This is a genomic window from Paraclostridium bifermentans, assembly GCF_019916025.1.
Classification (GTDB): domain Bacteria; phylum Bacillota; class Clostridia; order Peptostreptococcales; family Peptostreptococcaceae; genus Paraclostridium; species Paraclostridium bifermentans.
Window position 1 is genome coordinate 2,513,713 of the sequence record NZ_CP079737.1, and the last position, 23,216, is coordinate 2,536,928.

Below are 23,216 nucleotides of genomic sequence, written 5' to 3' on the forward strand. Positions count from 1 at the left end.
TTATGCCCCCTTAAGTGATTTATCATTTGCTTCTTCCGGTCTTATATAAGTAGTAACTAATTCTCTCATTACGTTATCAATTAGATCTACTTCTTCCTTATCAACAATAGACTTTAAAATCTCTAAATGCATCTTGCATCTTTCTGAATCAAAGTCTATTGGTTTTCCAATAAATATCTTCTTATGATCAGTGTTAGTTAATCCTTCCTCTGACATAAGTAACTCTTCATATAACTTTTCTCCTGGTCTAAGTCCAGTAAACTTAATCTTTATATCTACATTTGGTTCAAATCCACTAAGTCTAATTAAATTATCTGCCAAATCAACTATCTTAACTGGATCTCCCATATCAAGAACAAATATCTCTCCACCTTTTGCCATAGCGCCTGCTTGTATAACAAGTTGAACAGCTTCTGGTATTGTCATAAAGTATCGTATAATATCTGGGTGAGTTATAGTTACTGGTCCACCTTCTTCAATTTGCTTTTTAAATAACGGAATAACACTTCCATTGCTTCCAAGTACATTTCCGAACCTAACTGCTACAAACTCTGTTTCACTTTTTTCATTCATAGTTTGTATTATCATTTCTGCTGCTCTTTTTGTTGCTCCCATTATATTAGTTGGGTTAACAGCTTTGTCTGTAGATATAAGTACAAATCTTTTTACTTTGTATTTATCTGCAAGTGTTGCTACGTTTCTTGTTCCAAATATGTTATTTTTTATAGCCTCACTTGGGCTTTTTTCCATAAGTGGAACATGCTTATGAGCTGCTGCATGGAATACTGCATCAGGTCTATACTTATTAAATATTTCATCCATACGCTTTTCTTCTCTAATCGATGCTATTACTGTTTTAAGATTTAATCTGCTACCATATTTTCTTATTAACTCTTGTTGAATTGCGTATGCGTTATTTTCATAATTATCAAGTATTATGAGTTGTTTTGGATTAAAGCTTGCTACTTGTCTACATAGCTCACTTCCGATACTTCCTCCTCCACCTGTTACTAAAACTACTTTATTTTGTAGATATTCACTCATTTCAGCTAAATTTACTTTTATTGGTTCTCTTCCTAATAAGTCCTCAATTTGAACATCCCTGATTTTTTTTATATCTACTTTTCCATCAATAATTTCGTATACACCAGGTATTGTTCTTAATTTACATTTTGTCTGTTTGCAAATTTCTATAATTTGTTTCTTTTCATGTTTACTTATTTTAGCAATTGCTATTATGATTTCATCAATATCATATTTTTCTACTAGGTCATGTACATCTTTTATATTTCCTAAAATAGGTATATTATGTATTCTTCTACCTTTTTTACTTACGTCATCATCTAATATTCCTATAGGTTTTTTTAAAAGTTGAGGATTATTTTTAAGTTCTTGTATTACCATCTCTCCTGCACTTCCTGCTCCTACAATAAGTACATTTGATGATTTTTCTTTCAAACCACTTCTTATTAAAACTCTTCTTCCCGTTCTATAAAGAAGTCTTGTTCCTCCTGTTAATGATATAGTTAATATCGTGTTTAAAATGTAAAAAGTTATTGAAAATTTTGTTCCCATAAATAGGTGTATTAAATAAGTTGTTATTACTGATAATGTACACGCAAATACTATTGCAATTAGTTCTTCTTCTCCCGCATATCTCCATAAGCTGTGGTAACATCTACACAATGATAAAGTTACTATACTTACAATTACATAAACTAAGATTGCACCCATAGCTATATGTTCCAAATAGTATTGTAAGTATATTATCCAAGTAGAAACTATAAATGATAACACTATACATGCTATATCTGTTCCAACTAAAATCAGTTGTCTCATTCTGTACTTACCTAATAAATTTTCTAATACACTTTCTTTCTTTGGGGCTGAAACATCAGTCTCCATTAAAACACCTCCCCCTTTAATATTTTTTAAATTTAATTATATTAATTGTAAAGTTTTTCCATTTTTTCCCGTATAATTATAAGAGTAAGGTTACTATAATCAACAAAAGTTTTTCTTACTTTCATAATTTCCAATTATATGCACTAAAATATTCGCCAATTTTAGTGCATATTGTCATTCCCCTATTTACGTTTATTTTTTTTACCTTTTTTACTTCTACTATGTGAACTTGATTCTTCGTAATAATAGTTGTAATAACCATAAGATCCATTCGAATCTTCAAATTTATTTAATACAACCCCTAGTAAGTTAGAATTAACTTTTGCTAATCGTTCTTTTGCTATTTTTACCATATCTACATCAACTTCTTTTGATGCCACTACTAATATAGTTCCATCTGCATATGTAGATATTATTCCTGCATCAGTTATTATTCCAATAGGAGGTGCATCTATAAAAATGTAATCATAGTAATCTCTTAATGATTCTATAAATGTTTTCATTTTCCTAGATCCCAGCATCTCAGATGGATTAGGAGGTATTTTCCCGCAACTAAGTACATCTAATCCTTTTATATCAGTTTTATGTACACATTCATCAAATGATTTTTGATTCGTTAATATCTCTGTAATCCCATGAGAATTACTAGCATTGAACATTCTATGAACTGTTGGATTTCTTAAATCACCTTCAGCTACTAGGACTTTTTTGTCCTCCATTCCCGCAAAACTTATAGCTAAATTTGCTATAACTGTACTTTTCCCTTCATTTTGTTGCGAACTTGTTACTACTATAGTTTTTACTTCTTGATCTAAGTTTGAAAACTCTATGTTCGTTCTTATAGTTCTATAGGCTTCTGATATAGGTGATTTTGGATCTTTTCTAGTTATTAGTTTACTTGTCATATTTATCTGCCACCTTTCTTCATATTTTCATTAGGTATAACTCCAAGTATAGGAAGTCCTAAATGTTTTTCTATGTCTTGAGGTGTTTTTATTTTATTATCCATATATTCTAGTAAAAATACTAAAAATAGTCCTATCATAACACCTAATACAGCAGCTATAGCTATATTCATTAATTTATTAGGTTTTATTGGTTTTTCAGGTGTAATAGCATGATCTATTACTTCAACGCTATTTGCTTTTGTTATTCTCTTGACTTCTTTTGTAAAAACTTTAGGTATAGCGTTCGCTATATCTCTAGCTCTTTTGGGATTTGTATCTTGAACTGTTATTGCCATTATTTGAGTGTCTTTGACTGGTGATACATTAATCATTTTGCTAACTTCTTCATAGTCCATATTTAAATCTAACTTATCTATTACTTCATCTAATACAGATCTAGATTTTATTATTTCTCCATAAGTTAATGTTAGCTTTTGAGTAACATTAAGTTGGTCTCCAGTTATCATATTGTCTGTTTTTTCATTTTGTTCTGTGTTTACAATCAATGTTGTATTTGCTTCATATGTTGGGCTTAGTACAAAAAAGCTTATTATTCCGCTTGTTAACATAGCAATTATAGTTATTAGTACAATTATCCAAGCCCTTTTTTTGATGATAAAAAAGTACTCCCTTAAGTCGATAGTTTCTTCCATTTTTCCCTCCACTTTCTGAATATTAACTTTTATTTTAAATTTTTTGTATGTTATCCTGTCGTCAAATATGTTACCATGTTTGTCGACAGTTTCTACAAACGATATCGTTTTATTACATATTTCGACGTTTTTGTAAAAATCTTTAGCTTTTTTTTCATATTTATTATTTTTTCTTAATTTTTATTCTTCTGTAATAGCTTGAGAGTCATTATTTTGCGAGCTATCAGTATTAGTATTTCCTCCATTTGTATTATTTCCGTTATTACTTTCAGTGTTATTATTGTTACCTTCGCTAGATCCATTATTTGAACCAGTATTATTATTGGTGTTATTATTGTTACTACTATTATTATTTGAGTTATTGTTATTATCCGGCTTATTAGTAGTATTGTTATTTGAATTATTATTGTGATTATTGCTTGGTTTATTTGGTTTTGGTGTAATTTGAGGTTTTTCTTGAATTTCTTTTTTAAGTTCTTCTTTTTTTACTTCAGAGCTACTTTTATCAATTTCTTTTTTAGTCTCTTCCTTTACGTTCGAAACAGTTTCTTTTTCAACCTTGTTATTTATTATTAACTTTCCATCTTCAATGTCAAAATTTAATAAATTAGCACTTTTTAAAAGGTGTGGAGAGAGATATAATTCTTTATTTTCGTCTATTGGTTTTGTATCTATTGGAATTTTATATCCGTTCATTTTTTTTTCTTCTAGTGGATAGTAATTTCCATCTACTTTTGCAAAAGATGATTTATTTTTAATTATTACTTCTTTTGAATTTACACTTACTTTTAATTCTTCTTTAGATCCTTTTACTTCTCCGCCTAGTTTTTTTACTAAAGTTTTAAAAGGAACGTAATCTTGTCCATTTTTTTCAATTATTTTTATTTCGTTTGCAAATGCAAGACTAGTTGTAGATAATGCTAGTACTGTTGTTAATGCTAGTATTTTTTTATTTTTCATATTGTACTCCTTTATAATTTTATATTTCTACTAATTCATTTTGTATAACTAAGCTTTTATTTTCTGATGTGTATTCCCAATTTGGTGCCTTGTTATTTTTACTATATGCTTTTATTTCTAACTTCTCTATTTTTTTATCTTTGTTTAAATCCTTTATTACTTCTCCTAAAAACTTCATTTGACTTAATGCTTTCCCAGGTTCTTTTATACTTTCGAGACTTAATAATACTTGAGTTTTTCCATCTACCTCTTTTATAGATTCTACTGTATAATACTGTGGTACGCTTTTAGGCTCTTCTTTTATTGTGTGGTATGTTTGGATTTCTACTTGTTGTTGATCTACTGCTTTGATAAGAGTTTGAATTTTATCTACTTCGTAGTTGAATTTCTTTGCTTTTTCTTTATCATCGAATATGTATATATTAAATTTTTTATTCATATCCTTTATTATATTTTTTGAAAGTTGTCCCATTTTCTCTCTATTAAAATCTTTTTTTTCTAAAACTACATATGTGCTTATTCCGTATTTTTCTTCTTGTTTTATTATTTCATAATCTTCTTTAGATATGTTTATTTCTGATTTAAAACTAGATACTCTAGATACGTAATGTTCTTCTTTTGACTTTAATTTACCTCCCATGAGTGTAAAACATAAAACTACAACCACTGTCAAGGAGCAAGCTATAGTTATAACTAGTTTTTCATTTTTTTTATAATTCATCATTATTCCCTCCTAATATTTATTCTCTGATATAATATAGCACTTACTTTTTTGTTTTTCCGGCTAAATTTGTCGAATTCTCAAATTTATATCTTTTAATCTATTTTACGGTTGTATTTATATTTTTTTAACATATAAAATTATATAGAAAAAACAAAAGCTACCTATTTGAAATAGATAGCTCTTGTTTTTTCTATTGTTGTGTATAATTTTTATAGTCAAATATGAATTTTTTAAGTTGTTCGTTATTATATTCTTTATCCCAAAGAATTACCCATCCTTTTTCTTTATTTAGTATCTTTCCATCTCTATGTCCTTCAAGAGGGAATTCAAGTTGTGAGAATTCTGTAAAGTTCATTTTTATAACTTTATTAGCTAGTTTAAATATTTCCATTGGAGGTATATTAGTTTTTGTATATCCTAATATAGTATTTCCTATTTCCATAAGATCTCCAGGATTACTTGATAATTTATTATATGCAGCTTGCATAACATTTCTTTGTCTGTTGTCTCTGTGATAAGCATCATCTGCATATCTTATTCTACTATAAGCTAAAGCTTCTGCTCCATTTAAAGTTTGCTTACCAGCAATATCTACCCCTGGAATATGACTTACTTCTTTGGATAATACATCAATCTCAACTCCACCTAAAGCATCTATAATTTTTTCAAAAGAGCTAAAACTTACAGCAGCATATTTATCAATTTTCAGTCCAAAGTTTTTATCTATAGTTTGAAGTAAAAGAGCAGGCCCTCCATAAGCATAAGCATGTGTTAATTTCTCTTCCCCATAACCTGGAATTTGTACATAAGTATCACGTGCAAGAGAAGTTATTCTAATATCATTATTCTTTTCATCGATAGTTAAAACCATCATAGAGTCGGATCTATTTCCCTTGTCTAGGTTGTTTCCATCCACTCCAGCTAATAGTATATTAGTTATCCCATCTTTATCATCTGCTTTTTCAATCTTATTTTTTACGTCTTTAGCTGCACTACTATCATAAATAGAGTTTAGCTTAAAATAAAAATAACCAAAAGCCACAAGTGGAGTAGCTATTATAAACACAACTAATCCTATGACTATTTTTTTTAAAGTACTCATAAAATCCTCCCTATACTAATTATTAATTTAGATATCCATATATTAGCACATATAAATATCGGTTGCTACTTATTTTTCTTTAGCAAAAAATAAAACCAAGGCTTTAATTTTCATCCTTGGTTTATTGATTACATTCTATAAGTATCTCTGTTCCTATTCCAACTTCACTTTTAATTTTCAATTTGTAGTTGTATAAATTAATTATTTGAGCTGCAATAGATAGTCCTATTCCAAAGCTATTATTATATTTTCTTGATTTATCAACTCTATAGAATTTATCTGTTATCTTTGGAATTTCTTCTTTTTCTATTCCTATGCCATTATCCTTTATAGATATGTACATTTTCCTTTTTTCTCTGTACACTTTTATTTGTATTTTCTTTTCATCTTTTTCACAGTATTTTATAGCATTATCTATAAATATTATGAAAAGTTGCTTAAAATGTTTCTTGTTCATATAAATATAAGCATCTTTTTCACACTCGAATTTAAAATCAACATCTTTTCTTATGACTTCAAAGTCATATATAATTTGATCGATTGAAGCTTCTAAGTTTATTTTTTCTATTTCTTCATCAACTATTGTTTTGTTGTCTAATTTTCCAAGTTCTAATAAATCATTTACAAGTTTTGTTAATCTATCTACTTCATCTAAACTTATTTTAAGCGATTTGTTGAGTGTTTCAGGATCATTTTTTCCCCATCTATCTAGCATCTTTAAATGTCCTTTTAATATTGTTAGAGGGGTTCTAAGTTCGTGTGACGCATCTTGAACAAACTGTCTTTGAACTCCAAATGAGTGTTCAACTGAGTCCATCATTTCATTGAATATTATATTAACTTTATCAAATTCATCTTTTGGATTTTGTATATATACTCTACTTGTTATTCCTTTTTCTTGTACCTCTTTCATAGTGTTGCTTAGGTTGTTTAATTTTTTTATAAACTGTCTTGATATATATATTCCTGCTATTAAGCTTATTATTAATCCTATTATCAACATAAAAACAATTATAAGGATTGTATTTTCCAGGAAATCATCATATAATTCACTTTCTCGCTCTAAGTACATATAGTATTTTTGATCACCTATATGCACCGGCGTTATTAAGCTTACCTTGTCGTTGTTTACGCTCAAAGATGTATCTATAATATATGAACTTGGTTTTTGATAATTGAAATGTTTAGGTTTTTCATCCATTGTATTTAAAATTTCTTTGTTATCTGAATTATATATAATAGCATTTAAGTTCATAGATTCTAAAATTTCTTTTTGCACTTCATCCGAACTGTTGTTGTTAAGCAAAATTTCTAATTCATTCGCTCTTGATTGAATTTCTTCTTTTTCATATTTTATAGTCCAAACTCTAAATACTATAAATTGAGATATATAAGTTATTAAAAATATTACTACTATAGATATAAATGATATAAGAGTCATTCTCCAGAATGTAGATAAAGATCTTAGTTTCTTTATAATCATCTTAAAACATATCCTACGCCACGAACAGTATGTATATAATCATCGTTTTTTAATTTTGATCTTAGATGTCTTATATAAACATCTACTACATTAGTTTCTGCATCGTAATCATATCCCCATACATGTTCTAATAAGTAGTCTCTAGTTAATACTTTATTTTCGTGTCTTATTAATTGAAGTAACAGTTCGTATTCTGTTGTAGTTAAGTTTATTACGTCTTCTCCACACTTAACTATTCTAGCTTCTATATCTATAGTTATATCTTTAAATTTCAAAGAACTTGCATTATTGTGGCTTAAATTAACTCTTCTTAATATTGTTTCTATTCTTGCTAAAAGTTCCTCTATTGCAAATGGTTTTACAATATAATCATCTGCTCCCATTTGAAGTCCAGAAACTTTATCCATAACATTATCTCTTGCTGTTAACATTATTATAGGTGTGTTTTTTGATTTCCTTAAACGTCTACAGACTTCTAGCCCGTTTAAAGTTGGTAACATTAAGTCTAATATAATCATATCATAATCTTTTTCTAAGGCCTTTTCTAAGCCTTCTTTTCCATCATTACACATTTCAGTTTCATATCCTTCATGTGATAATTCCATATTTATAAATGATGCTATATTTTCTTCATCTTCTACTATTAATACTTTGTACAAAAAACTCACCTTCTTAATATATTTATTAATCCATATTACTTGTACCTTGTTTTACATTTTCATTATCTATAGTTTCACTCTTTTTATCTGAGTTAGAATCATAGTTTTCTATATCTACTACTTCACCAGTAACAGAATCAACCTCTACTTCTTTTATTGTATTATTTTTATCTTTTATTTTAAACTCATACACTATAGACATACTATCATCATCTATTTCTTTATCTACCCCAATAACTTCACCTTGTACCTTTTTTAATGCAATATTTTTCAACTCTTCTTCTGAGTATTTACTCTTAGACTTTATTTCATTATAATTATAACTTTTTTCATCATCACTGTCATAATCTTTATCATCTTTTTCATTATGATTTTCCATATCTATTATAGCCCCAGTCTTTGAATCTAACTCTATTTCATTTAACATATTGTTTTTATCTTTTATTTTAAACTCATAAACTACAGACATATTATCATCATCTAAATCTTTTTTAACTCCAACAACCTCTCCTGGAATTTGTTTTAAAGCTACCTTTTCTAATTGTGTTTGTGAGTAGTTTTCATTTGACTTTACATAAGCATAAGCTGCACCTGTACCTAAAACACTCAATCCAATAGCTCCACTTATCGTTAAAACCGCAAACTTCTTAAGCTTTCCTTTATAAGCCTTCAGATTTTCTATCTTATTTATTACATCTTCCTTTTTCATAATCAATACCTCCATAAAATTTTAATTTTTACTATGAGCTTATTATATACAGCCATCATGAAAACTACTTTAAACAGGCATTAACTTAACATAAAAATAATATTAAAATTTTTTAATGTTATAAAAAAAGACTGAGCTATACTTGGGCTCGGGATTGAATTTTATGTTGCAGCGACATTCTTTTTCATACCACAAAAAAAGACTGGTTTTATGTTTTTGGCTCGGGATTTGTGCTGTATGTTGCCGCGACATTTACAAGCATATTCCCAGCTTGTATGGAGCAAAACATACACACAAATCCCGAGCCCACAATAACCCAGTCTCTAATCATACTTAAGTTTATTTTCTACATATACTTTATCTTGCCAAAACATATCATTCACTAAAGTATTACTTACTTTTATATTAATATTATTGTTATCTTTACCTATAAATAACTTCCCATCTCTTGCTTTATTTTTTTCAATATTCTCTTTGTCATTTACATACTCTTCAAATTTAACCCATTTAGTCCCATTATCTGAAGTGTCTTCATCAATCCATACCTGAACTTTTTCATAATTCATAGGTACAATTTCTTCTACACCATATAAACCTTCTGTAAAATAGTTCATAGAAAAATCCTTATTACTAGATATATCAGTTTTTTCACCTCTTAAATAAAAAGGCATAGAAGTTTCCATGTTTCCGTTTAAATCCACTGTATATTTATGATTTTGACTACCTGAGTTTCCAAGTATCGATATAGAAAATCTATCATTGCGATTTGCATCACTATCTTTAGCTACCGTCCAATTCCCATTTTTATCTTTCTTTACGATTTCTTTTCTTATAGTTACCTTTCCCATTTGATAAGGTATGTCAACTACAGGCTTATTAAATACTTGTTCTTTATCACTTCCATTTATAGGATCTTTATATTTAATTTCTGCATTTGCATTTGTGGGAATTTTCTCACCCCCAAAGTATGAATCTTTAGTTGAAATATCAAAACTTACTTTAACTCCCCCTGTAAGTTTTCCATTTCCAGCTTTTTTATTTGCAATAATATTACCTATTTTAAACGTTATTTCATCTTCGCCTTTTGAGTTTTTGGATACAACAATATTTTCAGGTGGTATCTGTATTTCATTTCCATCTAAATCTGTTATCTTCCAACTTTTATCTACTATATTAAACTCTTTTGAAACTATATCATGTATAACAGATTCTTTAGCTACTGAAGCATTAATATTTTCTTTTATTTCATTACTTATATCATTAAATATTCCATTTATACTATTTAAATCTTGAGTATAATATTTATCTTTATATTCACTTGGGTCTACTACATTTTGAATAGTTTTTAAAAAGTTTACAGCTTGACTTTTTTCGCTTTCACTAGCATTAGTAAATAATCCTACACTATAAAATTTAGTATCTTTATATCTAGGATTATTATTTACCTGTATAGTCTCTGCAGTTGAAATATTTGGATTTGGATTATATCCAATTCCCCCAATAGTGACTTGTGTAGGAGCTCCATATCCTGTAAAGTAGTTATAGTATTCTCTTTGTGCGTTTTTAACATGTATGTCATATCCTGTATATCCCCATTGATAAGACTCTGATGGTAGTCCATCTGAAAAAAATACTATATATTTTTTTGCATCTTTTCTTGATTTATTGCTACTTAACATATCTTGAGCTCTCCATATACCATCTTGAGTATGAGTTCCTCCACCTGATGGTATATTTTTAATAGCTTGATTTATTGTATTTAAATCAGATGTAAAGTCTGTTTGAAGATCAGAACTTCCACCTCTCACATTATATTTACCAGAGTTATAATAGAAGTTAGCTACAGATATTTTAACTTGATCATCATTACTTCCATTTAAAATATTTTTGCTTAAATTTTTAGCTGCAGATTTCACTTTATTTATTTTATCATTCATACTTCCTGATGAATCTATTACAAGCACTATGTCAGCTTTTTTAGAGTTTTCAATTGATCCTTCCCCTTTTGCTTCTAACGTTATATTATATGTTCCATTGTTATTTGATTTAGCGCTTTTATTGATTTCTAAATTTTTATTACCTTGGCATCTTTCAGTATTTTGTGTTGTTTGTGGTGCTGATTTATATTCTGCTTGTATAGCTTCTGGATTTACTTTTTCTATACCTTTATCTAAAGTAACTTTAGTATTAGGAAATTTTTCTATTGCTTCCTGTTCACTATTTTCTAATTTATATCTAATCTCTGATTTTAAATTTAAAGATTCAGTTTCACGTTTTTGAGCATTATCTTTTAGTTTTGCTTCAAAAGATAAATCTACTTCTTCTGAAGATATATCTCCTAAGTTAATGCTTATACTATCTTTAGATTTTGTTACTTCACCTTTTATATTTTCCTTTTCTTTTATTCCATTTACGGAAATATTATCTGAGCTTATTTCAAAGTTATCAGATATTTTATTTTCAAAAGATGTATTTTTAATATTTACATCTTGTTCATTTCCTTTTATTTTTAAATTAACTTTCAACTGTGTATCTGATATTTTTTCAGTACTTTGTTCTAACAAAAGTTTATTATCCGCTGTATTTACTGGAGCTTCGCTTGTTGTTTCTTTTATAGTTAAGTTATTTTTTTCTTGAGCATATGAAGTAGATTTTCCTTCAATATTTCCTAAGCTTGTTATAATTACCATTGTTAGTACCATTATAAAAGATACTAATCTATTTTTTTTCATTTAATGTTCCTCCACACTCCTTGCATAAAAATATTTACTTTTTAGAGTTTTTGTTTTTTCTACTCATTAATAAAAGTAAAATACTAGTTAACCCTAATATTACATATATAAAAATCCCATCTTCTCCTGTTTTTGGCGATTCGCTCCTCATATCATTTTCATCTGATCCTAGATTATTTGGAGATTGATCTGTTTTATTTGTGTTGTTAGTTTTATCTGATTTATCTACAGTTTCTTTATCATTATCATGGCTTTCATCTTCACTTCTAACTGCTGTAAATATCCAATCTATTTGAGCAGATTTATTTTTATATTCATTTCCAGTAGATGCTCCATCTAATTTAACTTCTGCAATAAGATTTTCTTCCTGCCCTGGATTAAATACTCCTAAACTAATACCTTTGGTTAATTTATCTTCTCCATTAACGGCTTCATCATATATAACTTCATCTTTATATGAAATTCTTAAATCTAGCTTATCTAAAAGATCATATTCTTCTTTTGGGCTTACTCGCTCTGCCCTTAAGAAAAGTTCGTATGGATATTTATGCTTATTTTTAATTTCTAAAGTTCTTCTTATATAATCTCCTGGAATCATGTTAGGATGTTGTAGAAATAAATCATCATCAGGTATGTATACTAATTCATTCGCATTTCCCAATAATTGAACATTAGGTGGAGCCAATGTATCTGCATCCACCTTTATAGTTGTTATTATTGAAAGAAGTGAAGTGACTACTAAAATTTTTCTTATAAAGTTTTTCACATTCTCACTCCTTTATAGATTTTTTAATTTTAATCTTAGTTATTTTTATTTGGCTCTTTAGCATCCGTTGCAGCTACAACCCCTTGTTTTTGTAATTCATCGAATTTTTCAAGTAATCCACTATCTTTAGCCCAATCTTTATATGCATCATTTGAAGCTTGTATAGAAGTAGCATCAACATCTATGTCAAAACCTAATCCCCTATACTCATTTCCCGATTCCTTATCTAATGTTACAGAGTCAAGTAATGTATTAGTCCATCCTTCAGGTCCTATTTTTCCAATGTAGTAGTAGTATCCATCTTTTCCAGCAAACCAAGTTCCATTAGTTTTACTTTCATTTAATTTTTTAGTGAAGTTTAACTTTATTTTATCAATCTCTAATTTTTTTCCATTTACTTCTTTTATTTCTTTTCTAACTTCATTTCCACTACTATCTTTTGTTACTTCTACAAATTTAGGTGTAAGCTTAACTCTTACAAATTGATCATATGTTGTGGTATTACTTACTTGTACATCTTTGTTTACTTCATCTCCTGGAAGCATGTTTGTAGGTTTTTCAAATTCCTCAATTATTTTTATTCCACTACCATTATTATCGCTATTTGATGCTGTATTAAAAGTATTTGTTGCTTTATCTTGAGATGTAAACCATGCAAGTGTTCCCCATATTACACCTACTGTCAGTACTCCTGATACTGCTAACGCTTGAACTTTCTTATTCATTTTATTCCCTCCAAAATTAAATATTTACTCAATCTATGTAATCAGCACTTACTGTTACAGTTGTTTTATGCATCCGCTTTTTCTCTTTCTTTATTTTGTCTTTCTTCTTCATCTATAGATTTTAGTTTTTTTCTAAGGTTGCTACCTATAGCACTTAATGCTGTTATTGCAAATATTCCTACTATAATTAGTGATAGGTGTGACTTCATCCATGACATAGCCATTCCAACCTTCGGTATACATTTAACAACTTTACCTATAACTGCGTTTGATTCTACTGGATTTTGATCCTGCACATTATTTGCATCACCTTGTGTTATGTATTTTATTCCTGCTCCATCTTTTATAATTTCTTTTACTCTGTGTGTCGTTATATTTCCTGAATTTTGACTTTTAAATGTTATTACATCCCCTACATTTATTTGTTCAGGTTGTAATTCTTTCGCTATTACTAAATCTCCAACCATTATTGAAGGTTGCATACTTCCTGTCATTACTGTAAAAAATTTATGCCCCATTATTGTTGGCTGTTTTCCCTCTTTTACAGACTTTACCATAATAAATGATATGGATAATAAAGATATTAGAACTACATAAAAAAGTATATTTCCTAATTTTTTTAACATTACTTTGTTTTCCATAGTATATTCTCCCTGAAATTTTTTTACCTAGTACATAAATTTTCTAGTATTTTATGTATTCCTTGATTTTCAATATTGTTCCAAGTTTTTTTATATGCATCCTTTGTAGCTTGTACAGCCTCTGCTTTTACATCTACTATTAAAGTTTTATTTTTATATCTTTCTTTTAATTCTTCCGGAATGTTTGCGCTTACTGATTTTAATATTTGTTTTGTTTCTTTGTCCTTTGCAACTATTGTGTTGTAGTAATAATAATTGTCGTTGCCATAGATCCATTTATTATTTTTTATTATATTTTGATTTGCTGTTATATTATTAGTTTCATAGTTTAAAGTTACTAAATTAGTATCTCCTGGCCATGTATTTCCTTTTTCATCCACCCATCTAGGAATTATGGATACTCTTATAAGTGCTGGTGATGTACTATTATTTTTTATTTTTACTTCTTTGCTATATTCATCTCCATTCCAATCTTTAGGCGGTGTAAAATTTTCACTTACTTCTATATTTATATCCCCCAAATTTAATGTATTGGTCACTTTATCTTTGGATGTCAAACTTGCATATGATATCTTTTGAACGGTGACTATACATATTAATAAAAGTATAGATATTGCTCCAACTTTAATTCTTTTTCTACTCATTTAACTCTCCTTAATTTATCATAGTAACTAAAAATTTATTTCGATTTATTTTATAGATCCTCCACAAATTCTCAGTAAATACAACATTTTCAGCATAAAAAAGGCTATTTAAATGATAAAAGTAATTTTATACTTATATCTTTAAATAGCCGGTTGCACTATTAGCTCCATATGTTTCAAGTGCCCATTTACAAAACATATTTCATAGCCTCTATATTTAAACCTATTAGATTCCTTATTAATTTATTCTTCTTTTTTATTATACTGAAAAATATTCCCTAAAACACCCTAAATCGTTTTCTATTTTTTTACATTTTATTTAATTAATTTGCTATTTATATTGTTTTTCAACTTTTTTAATTTATATATTAAATATTTTTAATTTGAAAAATTAAATTATACATCATTGCGACATTTTCGCTATTTTTTTGACATAAATTGATAAGCTAATATTCATTTTAATTTATTGTAATTTTGAAGAAATATCCAAAAAAAGACTGAGTTATCAGTTCAGTGTGGGATTTGTGAGTATGTTGCAGCGACATTTCTATATTATCTCCACAAAAAAAGACTGAGTTGTAGGTTTGAATGGGATTGAACTTTATGTTGCAGAGACATTTATCTTTTATCTTATCAAAAAAAGACTAGGTAATCAGTTAGGCGAGGGATTTGTGTGTATGTTGTAGCGACATTTACAAGCATCTTCCCAGCTTGTATGAAGCAAAACATATCACAAATCCCAAGCCCCCAAATAACCTAGTCTTCAAACTACTTCCATGGCAAGGATTCGTTTTTTAATTATTTAGCAGTATAACCTGCATCTAGAAGCATCTTAACACACGCTTCTCCTTTTCCTTCAGCAACAAGAACTATAGGCCCCGTACATCCCATACCACTTTCTGCATAAATTCCATTTTTCCATAAAACTTTAACCGCATCTTCTAAATCCATTATATCTACACCAGATATTTGATGAGTAACAACTTCTTTTGCCGGCATAGCTACTTCCTCATCATTATCTTTCTTAACTTCTTTTTTAGTTAAAGCAGCTATAATATCGTCATATTTAGCATTTTTAACATTTTTAAATTCATCTTTTGATACCTTAGTAACATCACCTTTAACAACGTCATAAGCGTATCTTAATGCATTTGCAACAACTGGAGAACCAGATGCTCTAGATAATATTAATATCTTTCTATCATAGTCTTCTCCTACACCAGGACCATATCCAAATCCTTGAGCTTCATAATCTCCACCAGTAGTAAATGAAGAGAATACTTTCATAAATATATTTCCACTTAAAGTATCAGTAACCATAACATCTGGAGCACCACATAATAAGTCATTTCCTCTCATTACGCAACCACCATCTGCTCTAACTGATTCAGCAAAAGATATATCATACCCATTTGCTTGTAAGTCTTTTAAAGCTTTTTCTACTTGTCTAGCACCATCAACATTTAATATACCAACAGTAGGATTTTTTATTCCTATAGACTTAGCTGTAGATATACCGTAAACAGCATTTCTAACCATAGCTTCTATTCTGTTTGTTGCACTTGTTCCTGTAGTAGTAGCAAGTATCATTTCTTTTCCTCTACCTGGAGTTATAACTCTACCAACTGTAGAAACTCCTATAGGGAAATTGTAATGCATAGTTACGCAAGCATCTATGTAACCTGAATCTAATAGTTCTTCCATTTTAGAATGCATTTCGCTTTCTTCATTAACTTCAACAACCTCAAGTTCAGTTTCAACTTTAGGTCCTATTAAAACTATATCAAATAAATTTGACTTAGCTAGGTGAGCACCTTTAACTAAATTTTCAGTTCCATGCTCACTACCTAATGTAGTCAAACCAATTCTAACTTTTTTACCAAATTCGCCGCTTTCAATAGCATTTGCTATATCTAAAAAAGTTTCGGCTATAATCTTTTTAGGCATAACCATATCTCCCCTCAAAATGAATTTTTATAAAATTCTATACGTCTTCTATTCCTACTCTTCTATTAACATATCTTGAGCTAATTTTTTCATAGATTCAGCTATAATTTTCTTGATTTCTTCTTTAGAAACTGCAGCTGCTTCTTCCTCTACACCTTGATTTCTCTCAACTATGAAAGAAACTCCATCGAATAAGTTAGTCATTCTTCCTAAGAATAAACTTCCCTTACCAACTACCATAGCTCTGTTTTTATCTCCAGAAGTTAAATCATCTATACCAAATCCTATATATGGAACTCCTGAAGGTATATGTCCTTGAGTTGGAGCCCAACCTGGTATACCTTTTTCGCTTACAAAGTTCTTTAATTCTTTCTTTTCTAAGTCTCCACGCTTAACAGCAAGAGCACCTATCATTTTATAGTTAGCTTCTGGAACATCCCCAGCTCCAGCAGGCTTAGTTATATCTGGGTTTTGCATTTCAACTGAGTAAACATCAACATCAGTTATTTTTAAGTTAGCTCTATCAAGTCCACTAGTTATTAATGCAGTCATAACAGCTTGTGGAGAAGATCCAGTTCCAACACTATGTTTTCCTGTTAAATCAGTTCTTATTATTGGATTAACTCCATCATTTTCAGAAACTAAAACAGCGAATCCTCCAACAACGTCTTCTAATACTGGAAGACCTTTTTTAACGTGGTCTTTAGCATTCATTCCAAGTTTAGCACTAGCTCCACCTGCAACTACCATAACATTTTTATATATTCCTGATTTAACAAGTGCAGCAGCATTTATTAAAGCATGAGTAGGTCCAGCACAGAAACCTCTTGTATCTGATCCTGAAGCATTTTGAAGTCCAGCCATTTCAGCTATAGCCTTAGCAAAGTTTCCTCCACCTCTTTGGTTCATATCTCCACAAGCTTCTTCTGAACATTCTATTACATAATCTATATCCAATGGATTAACATTTTCTTTTCTTATTAATTGTACTGCAGCAACAACTCCTGAAGCTTTTACAACTAAGTTTTCAAACATTGTATGTGCGTTTAAGTTAACGTCAACATCATGAGCTCTCTTAACATATCCAACTAATTGATCATTATGGTATAATCCTTCAGCATGGTGTGAATCTATTAATTCATTTGCATCATCTATATTATCACCTTTAAGCTTTCCAAAGAATGGAGCTAGCTCTGGGTAGTTCTTTTCAAAGTTAGGTCTTATATTATTAACGAAATCTTCTTTTAATTTAACTAAGTCAAAAGCATCGCATATTTGCATCATTGCTAAAAATTCATCTTGTGGCATTATTTCTCCACGCTTACCATCTCTTTTTCCTTCCATTTTGTATTCGCACCATGGAAGAGCTATTTCTCTTAATTCTTCTGGTCTGTTGTTTCCTATGTAAACTTGGTTTGGTATATAATTTACTACTTCTTCATAACTTCTTATATGATTAGTAACTTCTTTTAAAAATTCTGATTCTGGATGTGTTTCTCTCTCAACAGCACAAGTAGTACCATTTTTAACTATCATATCTGGTGTGTGAACTAAAATATAACTAGCACCTTTTAAAACTGGAAATGTCATAATATTTACCCCCAATGTATATATGTTATTATTTTTACTTGAATTCTATTATGATAAAAGACTGGATGACTTTATAAAAAATAGGTGGGCAAAATAACCCACCTATTTAGTTTTAACTTTATTTAATTCAATATTAAGCGTTAGCCATTATATCCTTTAAAGTTATATCTTTTTCAAATACTGTTTGACCATCAACTTCAGTAGCTAATGCAACTAAGCATTTTTCAACTAATTTTCTTCTTAAAGCTTTTTCCTCAGCTGGATCTAACTTAGGATTACCAAGAGGATGAGGTATAGCTATAGCTGGAACTATTCTGTTAGCTCCAACAGTTAAAGATATAGGTACTACTGTACAGATATGAACAACTGGAAGACCAGCTCTTTCTATCTCTTTTACCATCGTTGCACCGCAACGAGTACAAGTACCTCAAGTAGATGTTAGTATTACAGCGTCAACACCTGCAGCTATTAACTTTTGAGCGTATTCAGCAGCAAACTTCTTAGAACTTGCAACAGCAGTTCCGTTACCTGTAGTTGTATAGAAGAACTCATGTAAAGAACCTATAGCTCCTTCTCTTTCTAAATCTCTTAAAACATCTACTGGTAAAACTCTATCTGAGTCTAAGTTACAATAAACTGGGTCGAATCCACCATGAGCAGTTTCGTAAGTTTCTTCAGTTAAATCGTTAACTCCTGCTATAGAATATTCACCGTATTTAGATGCAGAAGAAGATTCTATTCTATCTGGATTTCCTTTAGGAACTATACCACCAGAAGTAACTAGAGCTATTTTAGCTTTAGATAAATCTTTTATAGCTGCTTGTGGATCAACTCTATCAAAGTTTGGCATTGGATATTCAGTTACGAAATCCTCACCTTTTATTTTCTTTAATAACATATCTACAGCTCTCTTAGAACCTCTTTCTTTAGCGAAGTAGTTAACTCTTACTCCTCTTTCTATATAACCTTCTTCAGCTGGAGATCCTATTTCTTCTCCATTAGCTAACTTCTTAGCTAATGTAGCTATTTTTGGAAGAGCCTTTCTCATACCAGCAGCAGAGTCAGATGTTGATACTATATATAAATCTTTTTTGAACATATCTGCTCCTGGATTTTCAATGTACATTCCTGTTAAAGCTGGTATATTTAATTCGTCTTTTACGAATTTAGTTATTGTTCCTGCAGCAACCCCGTATCTTCCTGCATTGAACGCTGGTCCAGCTATAAATAATTGTGGTTCGAAGCTCTTAACCATTCCTAATACTTCTTGGCTAGCAGACTCCATGTTTTCTCCGAAATAGCTATCTCCACAAACTACAGTTCCAACTATTTCTATTTCATCCCCTAATAACTTGTTTAATTGTAAACTTATTGGAGGTAATTTTTCAGCTATGTGTGGTTTCGTATCAGCTTTTTCTTCCCCTCCAATTCCTGCGAAGAATTGGTTTACGTAGTGAACTACTTTTATCTTTTCCATCTTTATCTCAACCCCTTTTGATTTAATTAGGCATTATATTTGCAGAATTGACCTCTTATATCGCTCATTTCTTCAACTATTTCATCAACTTCAAGAACCATTTCCATCATACTTATTTGATCTTCGTAAACTGATTCATCAAATAATTCTTTCACTTCTGGTTCAACAACATGATAAACAGCTAATCCTAACTCAACACCAGCAAGTGGTCCAGCGAAAGTTGGATCTCCAGCAGTTACTGTTTCAGCTGCAAGACCTGCAGCTTCGGCTTCAGCAGCACCTAGTAAAACCACAACATTTTCAGCACCGAATTTTTCAGTAGCATCTTTAACTCTGTTTTGGTTTTCTAAGTCCATAGCCCCAGCAGCAGTTCAGACAAAACATTCTGTTGAAGCAAAAACTATTTCAGTATTTTCTACAGTGTTTACACACTCTTCTATCGCAGGTCCCGGAATTCCGTCACGGTCACCTATGATTATGATCTTTTTATTACTTAATAAGCTCATAATATATCTCCTTTTCCCATTTATTTTAATATTGTCATTTTAATACCTTTTTAAATTCTCATTGCACTCACTTCTATATTTATTCTTATCAGCTATATTATAGAAAATAATTTTTATGACAATTGTAGCGAAGTGATATTTGTATATTGTTGACGAAACACTTAAAGTCCGCAGGACTTTGTGTAAACGAAACAATATCAAATGTCACGAAGCGACTATTCATAATATTTTTTCTTAATACCCCTTAGCTGTTAAGAATCCGAATCCTGTTTCATTAGTAGCTCCAGTTATTACTTGTATCTCAGCTTCTATAGATCCATCTTCTCTTAAAGATCCAGCAGCTCCACCAGCTATAACATCAGCAACTTCAACGTGTCCTATAACTCTATCCATCTTAGGTAATACAACAACTTGGTTAGCATTTCCACCAGTTACAACAGCATTAGCTTTAACATCAGCATCAGCTAATGATTGAGATGCTCCATCTCTACCAGCATACTCATCTGTAACTATAACAGTTTTAACACCTTGACCTTCTATTTTCTTGCAGTTCATTATAAGGTCTGTATCTGGGTTACCAAATCCTTCTTGAGATACTATTACAGCATCTAAGCCTAATTGTTTACATAATTTAGCAGTCCAGTTAGAAGATCTTTCTTTATCTGCTAAGTATACGTTTTCATTAGTTATAATAACTCCTACAAAGTTTATTTCTTTTCCGTGTTGTAGATATAAATCTTCAACTACTGAGTTATTCATGTGTACATAACTTGGGTTTTTATCACAAGCAGAAACACAGTTACCACTTACTATAGCTCCGTCCATTAATTCAGTTGGGTATAATAATGTTGGTACTATTTGCTTAGCGTCAACTCCGTAAACATATGTGTCATGTAATAATCCTTGAGTTTGAAGCATGTATACATATCCTACTTTAGGAAGTTCTGGATACTCTGCTACTGACTCTAATAATGGCTTAGTTTCGTACTCTACAACTTCATCTGGAGTTAAGTTTCTAGCAACTTCTCCTAAGTATGTAGCAGCTTTGAATCCTATCATTCTAACAGCTCTTTCGTGATCGTATTGCTTTAAACCATCTATTGGTTCAGCTATAACAACAACGTTGTTTAACTTAGAGAATGGTGTATATTCAGCTCCAGGACCAGTCATATCTATTATACCTTCTTGGAAACCAACTATTTTACCAGTTGTTACAACTCCAACATTTTTAAGTGCATGAGTTCTACCTTCTCCAACAGTGTCAACTTTTGATATAACTCCTGGGAATATTCCTCCATTACCATCAACTTTTACTCTCGGTTCTATAACGTCTTTAACTGGTATTATTCTAACGCTTTCCCCTGGACGAACTATATCTAAATCTATTGATTTTATATGTTCATCTCCACCAATTTCTTTTAACATCTCTTCTTTGTTGATGTATAATACTGAATCTTTAACTTCTGTTACTGCTCCAAATTGTACATCTTTTATAAAGATTTTCCCTAACTCAAGACGCATATTGGCACCCCCTAATTTTTTGAACTTAATTTATTTTAACGGGGAATTGAATCCCCATTAATTACTTATAAGTGCTTCTTTATCATAGCTTCTATATTAGAAACTGTAGCATCATCTTTTGTTACTTCATCTATTTTAGCTCCATCTTTGTATATAGCTATAGTTGGAAGACCTAAAACCTTCTCTTTTATAGCAACTCTTCTAGCTTTAGTTATATCGAATTTACAGAACTTTATGTTTTCCCCATATGCTTCTGCAAATTTTTCTATATCTGGAAGTAATGCTTTACAAGGCTCACAACCTTGACTCCAGAAATCAACTAATACTAGCCCTTCTGCTTCTAATACTTCTGGATCGAATGTATTTTTTTCTAATGCTATCATTTCAGTATCCCCCTTATTGGAATTTATATATTTTAATATATTTTTAATATATTAATAGCTATTTTAATTTAAGTACCGTTCACTAAGTAATGTTTAATTTGATAAACATCATCCCCCGATAACCTTGTTAAACGTACTTTTTTATTAGCAATTAGTAACTTCTTCTTCGAAGTTTGCTTCTACATATCTTTCAGCTGTTACTGCAGCTATAGCTCCATCAGCTGTTGCTGTAACAACTTGTCTTAATGATTTAACTCTACAATCTCCTGCAGCAAATACACCTGGTATATTTGTTAACATATTGTCATCTGTTTTGATGTATCCATAGTCATCCATATCTACTTTACCTTTGAATAACTCTGTTTGAGAATCAAATCCTACGAATATGAATATTCCCATAGTTCCATCTTCTTCATCAGCGAAGTATTCATTAGTTTCACCTGTTTGAGTATTTCTAAATACTACTGATTCAACTAATCCATCACCTTTTATTTCATCTATAACTGTATCTAATAAGAATTCTATTCTTTCATTAGCTCTTGCTTTATCTTCTATAGATCTAGCACATCTTAAACCTTGTCTTCTATGAACTATAGTAACTTTTCTAGCAAACTTAGTTAAGTATAATGCTTCTTCTATAGCACTATCTCCTCCTCCAACTACGAATACTTCGAAATCTTCGAAGAAGTCAGCGTCACATGTAGCACAGTAAGAAACTCCTTTACCTGTTAATTCTTTTTCTCCTGGGCATCCTAATTTTTTAGGAGTAGCTCCAGTAGCTATTATAACAGTTTTAGCTCTGTACTCGCCTTTTTCACCTTTTAATACTTTTATGTTTCCTTCTAATTCAGTGTCTACTATAGAGTCTCTAACTATTTCAGCACCGAATTCTTTACATTGCTCTACCATTCTAGCTATTAAGCTTGGTCCAGTAGCATTTTCAACTGATCCTGGATAGTTAGCAACTTCATGAGTTATAACTATTTGTCCACCAGTTTTTCCTTTTTCAAGTATTAAAGTCTTCATTTTAGCTCTTGCGCCGTAAAGACCAGCTGCAAGACCTGCAGGTCCACAACCTATTATGACTATGTCATATAAATTTTCCATTATCTCGACCCCCTATTTTTATTAATATATATACA

The 23,216-nt window shown here is 30.1% G+C and carries 21 protein-coding genes and 1 riboswitch; all 21 genes read right to left on the minus strand.

Features of this window, described 5'->3' with window-relative positions:
• The 21 genes from KXZ80_RS12100 to trxB all read right to left on the minus strand — a co-directional run bounded on the left by KXZ80_RS12100 (position 1) and on the right by trxB (position 23,181).
• Positions 1-1,905, minus strand: coding sequence for a polysaccharide biosynthesis protein (locus KXZ80_RS12100; RefSeq protein WP_021433724.1), 1,905 nt, complete (start codon positions 1,903-1,905; stop codon positions 1-3).
• A 182-nt stretch (positions 1,906-2,087) separates the two neighbouring features.
• Entirely contained in the window at positions 2,088-2,810 is a 723-nt protein-coding gene (locus tag KXZ80_RS12105) for a CpsD/CapB family tyrosine-protein kinase (RefSeq protein WP_021433725.1), read from the minus strand.
• A 2-nt stretch (positions 2,811-2,812) separates the two neighbouring features.
• Positions 2,813-3,505 carry a YveK family protein gene (locus tag KXZ80_RS12110; RefSeq protein WP_021433726.1) on the minus strand — a complete coding sequence of 231 codons (693 nt, stop codon included), beginning with the start codon at positions 3,503-3,505 and terminating at the stop codon, positions 2,813-2,815.
• 180 nt (positions 3,506-3,685) lie between these two features.
• Positions 3,686-4,465 carry a copper amine oxidase N-terminal domain protein gene (locus tag KXZ80_RS12115; protein WP_021433727.1) on the minus strand — a complete coding sequence of 260 codons (780 nt, stop codon included), beginning with the start codon at positions 4,463-4,465 and terminating at the stop codon, positions 3,686-3,688.
• Positions 4,466-4,484: 19 nt separating this feature from the next.
• Positions 4,485-5,186: a hypothetical protein gene (locus tag KXZ80_RS12120; protein ID WP_038285343.1), complete on the minus strand. Its 702-nt coding sequence runs from the start codon at positions 5,184-5,186 to the stop codon at positions 4,485-4,487.
• 193 nt (positions 5,187-5,379) lie between these two features.
• Complete coding sequence (locus KXZ80_RS12125) at positions 5,380-6,291, minus strand: LCP family protein (RefSeq protein ID WP_021433729.1); 912 nt, start codon at positions 6,289-6,291, stop codon at positions 5,380-5,382.
• Positions 6,292-6,412: 121 nt separating this feature from the next.
• Positions 6,413-7,774 (minus strand): sensor histidine kinase, encoded by a 1,362-nt coding sequence (locus KXZ80_RS12130; protein WP_021433730.1) that lies wholly within the window; start codon positions 7,772-7,774, stop codon positions 6,413-6,415.
• Entirely contained in the window at positions 7,771-8,433 is a 663-nt protein-coding gene (locus tag KXZ80_RS12135; RefSeq protein ID WP_021433731.1) for a response regulator transcription factor, read from the minus strand. The genes KXZ80_RS12130 and KXZ80_RS12135 overlap by 4 nt, the downstream gene beginning before the upstream one ends.
• A gap of 25 nt (positions 8,434-8,458) precedes the next feature.
• Complete coding sequence (locus KXZ80_RS12140; protein ID WP_021433732.1) at positions 8,459-9,142, minus strand: PepSY domain-containing protein; 684 nt, start codon at positions 9,140-9,142, stop codon at positions 8,459-8,461.
• 323 nt (positions 9,143-9,465) lie between these two features.
• The gene (locus KXZ80_RS12145; RefSeq protein WP_021433733.1) at positions 9,466-11,874 is read right to left on the minus strand and encodes a vWA domain-containing protein; all 2,409 of its coding nucleotides are present in this window, start codon (positions 11,872-11,874) and stop codon (positions 9,466-9,468) included.
• A 34-nt stretch (positions 11,875-11,908) separates the two neighbouring features.
• On the minus strand, positions 11,909-12,640 hold the full coding sequence (locus tag KXZ80_RS12150) for an LPXTG cell wall anchor domain-containing protein (protein WP_021433734.1): 732 nt from the start codon (positions 12,638-12,640) through the stop codon (positions 11,909-11,911).
• A gap of 35 nt (positions 12,641-12,675) precedes the next feature.
• Positions 12,676-13,365 (minus strand): BsaA family SipW-dependent biofilm matrix protein, encoded by a 690-nt coding sequence (locus KXZ80_RS12155; RefSeq protein ID WP_021433735.1) that lies wholly within the window; start codon positions 13,363-13,365, stop codon positions 12,676-12,678.
• 65 nt (positions 13,366-13,430) lie between these two features.
• Positions 13,431-14,006 (minus strand): signal peptidase I, encoded by a 576-nt coding sequence (locus KXZ80_RS12160; protein ID WP_021433736.1) that lies wholly within the window; start codon positions 14,004-14,006, stop codon positions 13,431-13,433.
• Between the two features lie 23 nt (positions 14,007-14,029).
• The gene (locus KXZ80_RS12165; protein WP_021433737.1) at positions 14,030-14,650 is read right to left on the minus strand and encodes a BsaA family SipW-dependent biofilm matrix protein; all 621 of its coding nucleotides are present in this window, start codon (positions 14,648-14,650) and stop codon (positions 14,030-14,032) included.
• A 138-nt stretch (positions 14,651-14,788) separates the two neighbouring features.
• Positions 14,789-14,872, minus strand: a riboswitch (cyclic di-GMP riboswitch).
• A 576-nt stretch (positions 14,873-15,448) separates the two neighbouring features.
• Entirely contained in the window at positions 15,449-16,597 is a 1,149-nt protein-coding gene (gene grdD, locus KXZ80_RS12170; protein ID WP_021433738.1) for a glycine/sarcosine/betaine reductase complex component C subunit alpha, read from the minus strand.
• A gap of 54 nt (positions 16,598-16,651) precedes the next feature.
• Entirely contained in the window at positions 16,652-18,187 is a 1,536-nt protein-coding gene (gene grdC / locus KXZ80_RS12175) for a glycine/sarcosine/betaine reductase complex component C subunit beta (protein ID WP_021433739.1), read from the minus strand.
• A 133-nt stretch (positions 18,188-18,320) separates the two neighbouring features.
• Entirely contained in the window at positions 18,321-19,664 is a 1,344-nt protein-coding gene (grdB, locus tag KXZ80_RS12180; protein WP_082435323.1) for a glycine reductase complex selenoprotein B, read from the minus strand.
• A gap of 26 nt (positions 19,665-19,690) precedes the next feature.
• A complete protein-coding gene (gene grdA, locus KXZ80_RS12185; protein WP_077175940.1) occupies positions 19,691-20,170 on the minus strand; it encodes a glycine/sarcosine/betaine reductase complex selenoprotein A in 480 nt (159 codons plus the stop codon).
• A 234-nt stretch (positions 20,171-20,404) separates the two neighbouring features.
• Positions 20,405-21,691: a glycine/sarcosine/betaine reductase component B subunit gene (locus tag KXZ80_RS12190; RefSeq protein ID WP_021433741.1), complete on the minus strand. Its 1,287-nt coding sequence runs from the start codon at positions 21,689-21,691 to the stop codon at positions 20,405-20,407.
• Positions 21,692-21,756: 65 nt separating this feature from the next.
• Complete coding sequence (gene trxA / locus KXZ80_RS12195) at positions 21,757-22,074, minus strand: thioredoxin TrxA (protein WP_021429589.1); 318 nt, start codon at positions 22,072-22,074, stop codon at positions 21,757-21,759.
• 144 nt (positions 22,075-22,218) lie between these two features.
• Positions 22,219-23,181 carry a thioredoxin-disulfide reductase gene (trxB, locus tag KXZ80_RS12200; RefSeq protein ID WP_021433742.1) on the minus strand — a complete coding sequence of 321 codons (963 nt, stop codon included), beginning with the start codon at positions 23,179-23,181 and terminating at the stop codon, positions 22,219-22,221.
• Between the last annotated feature and the right edge of the window lie 35 nt (positions 23,182-23,216).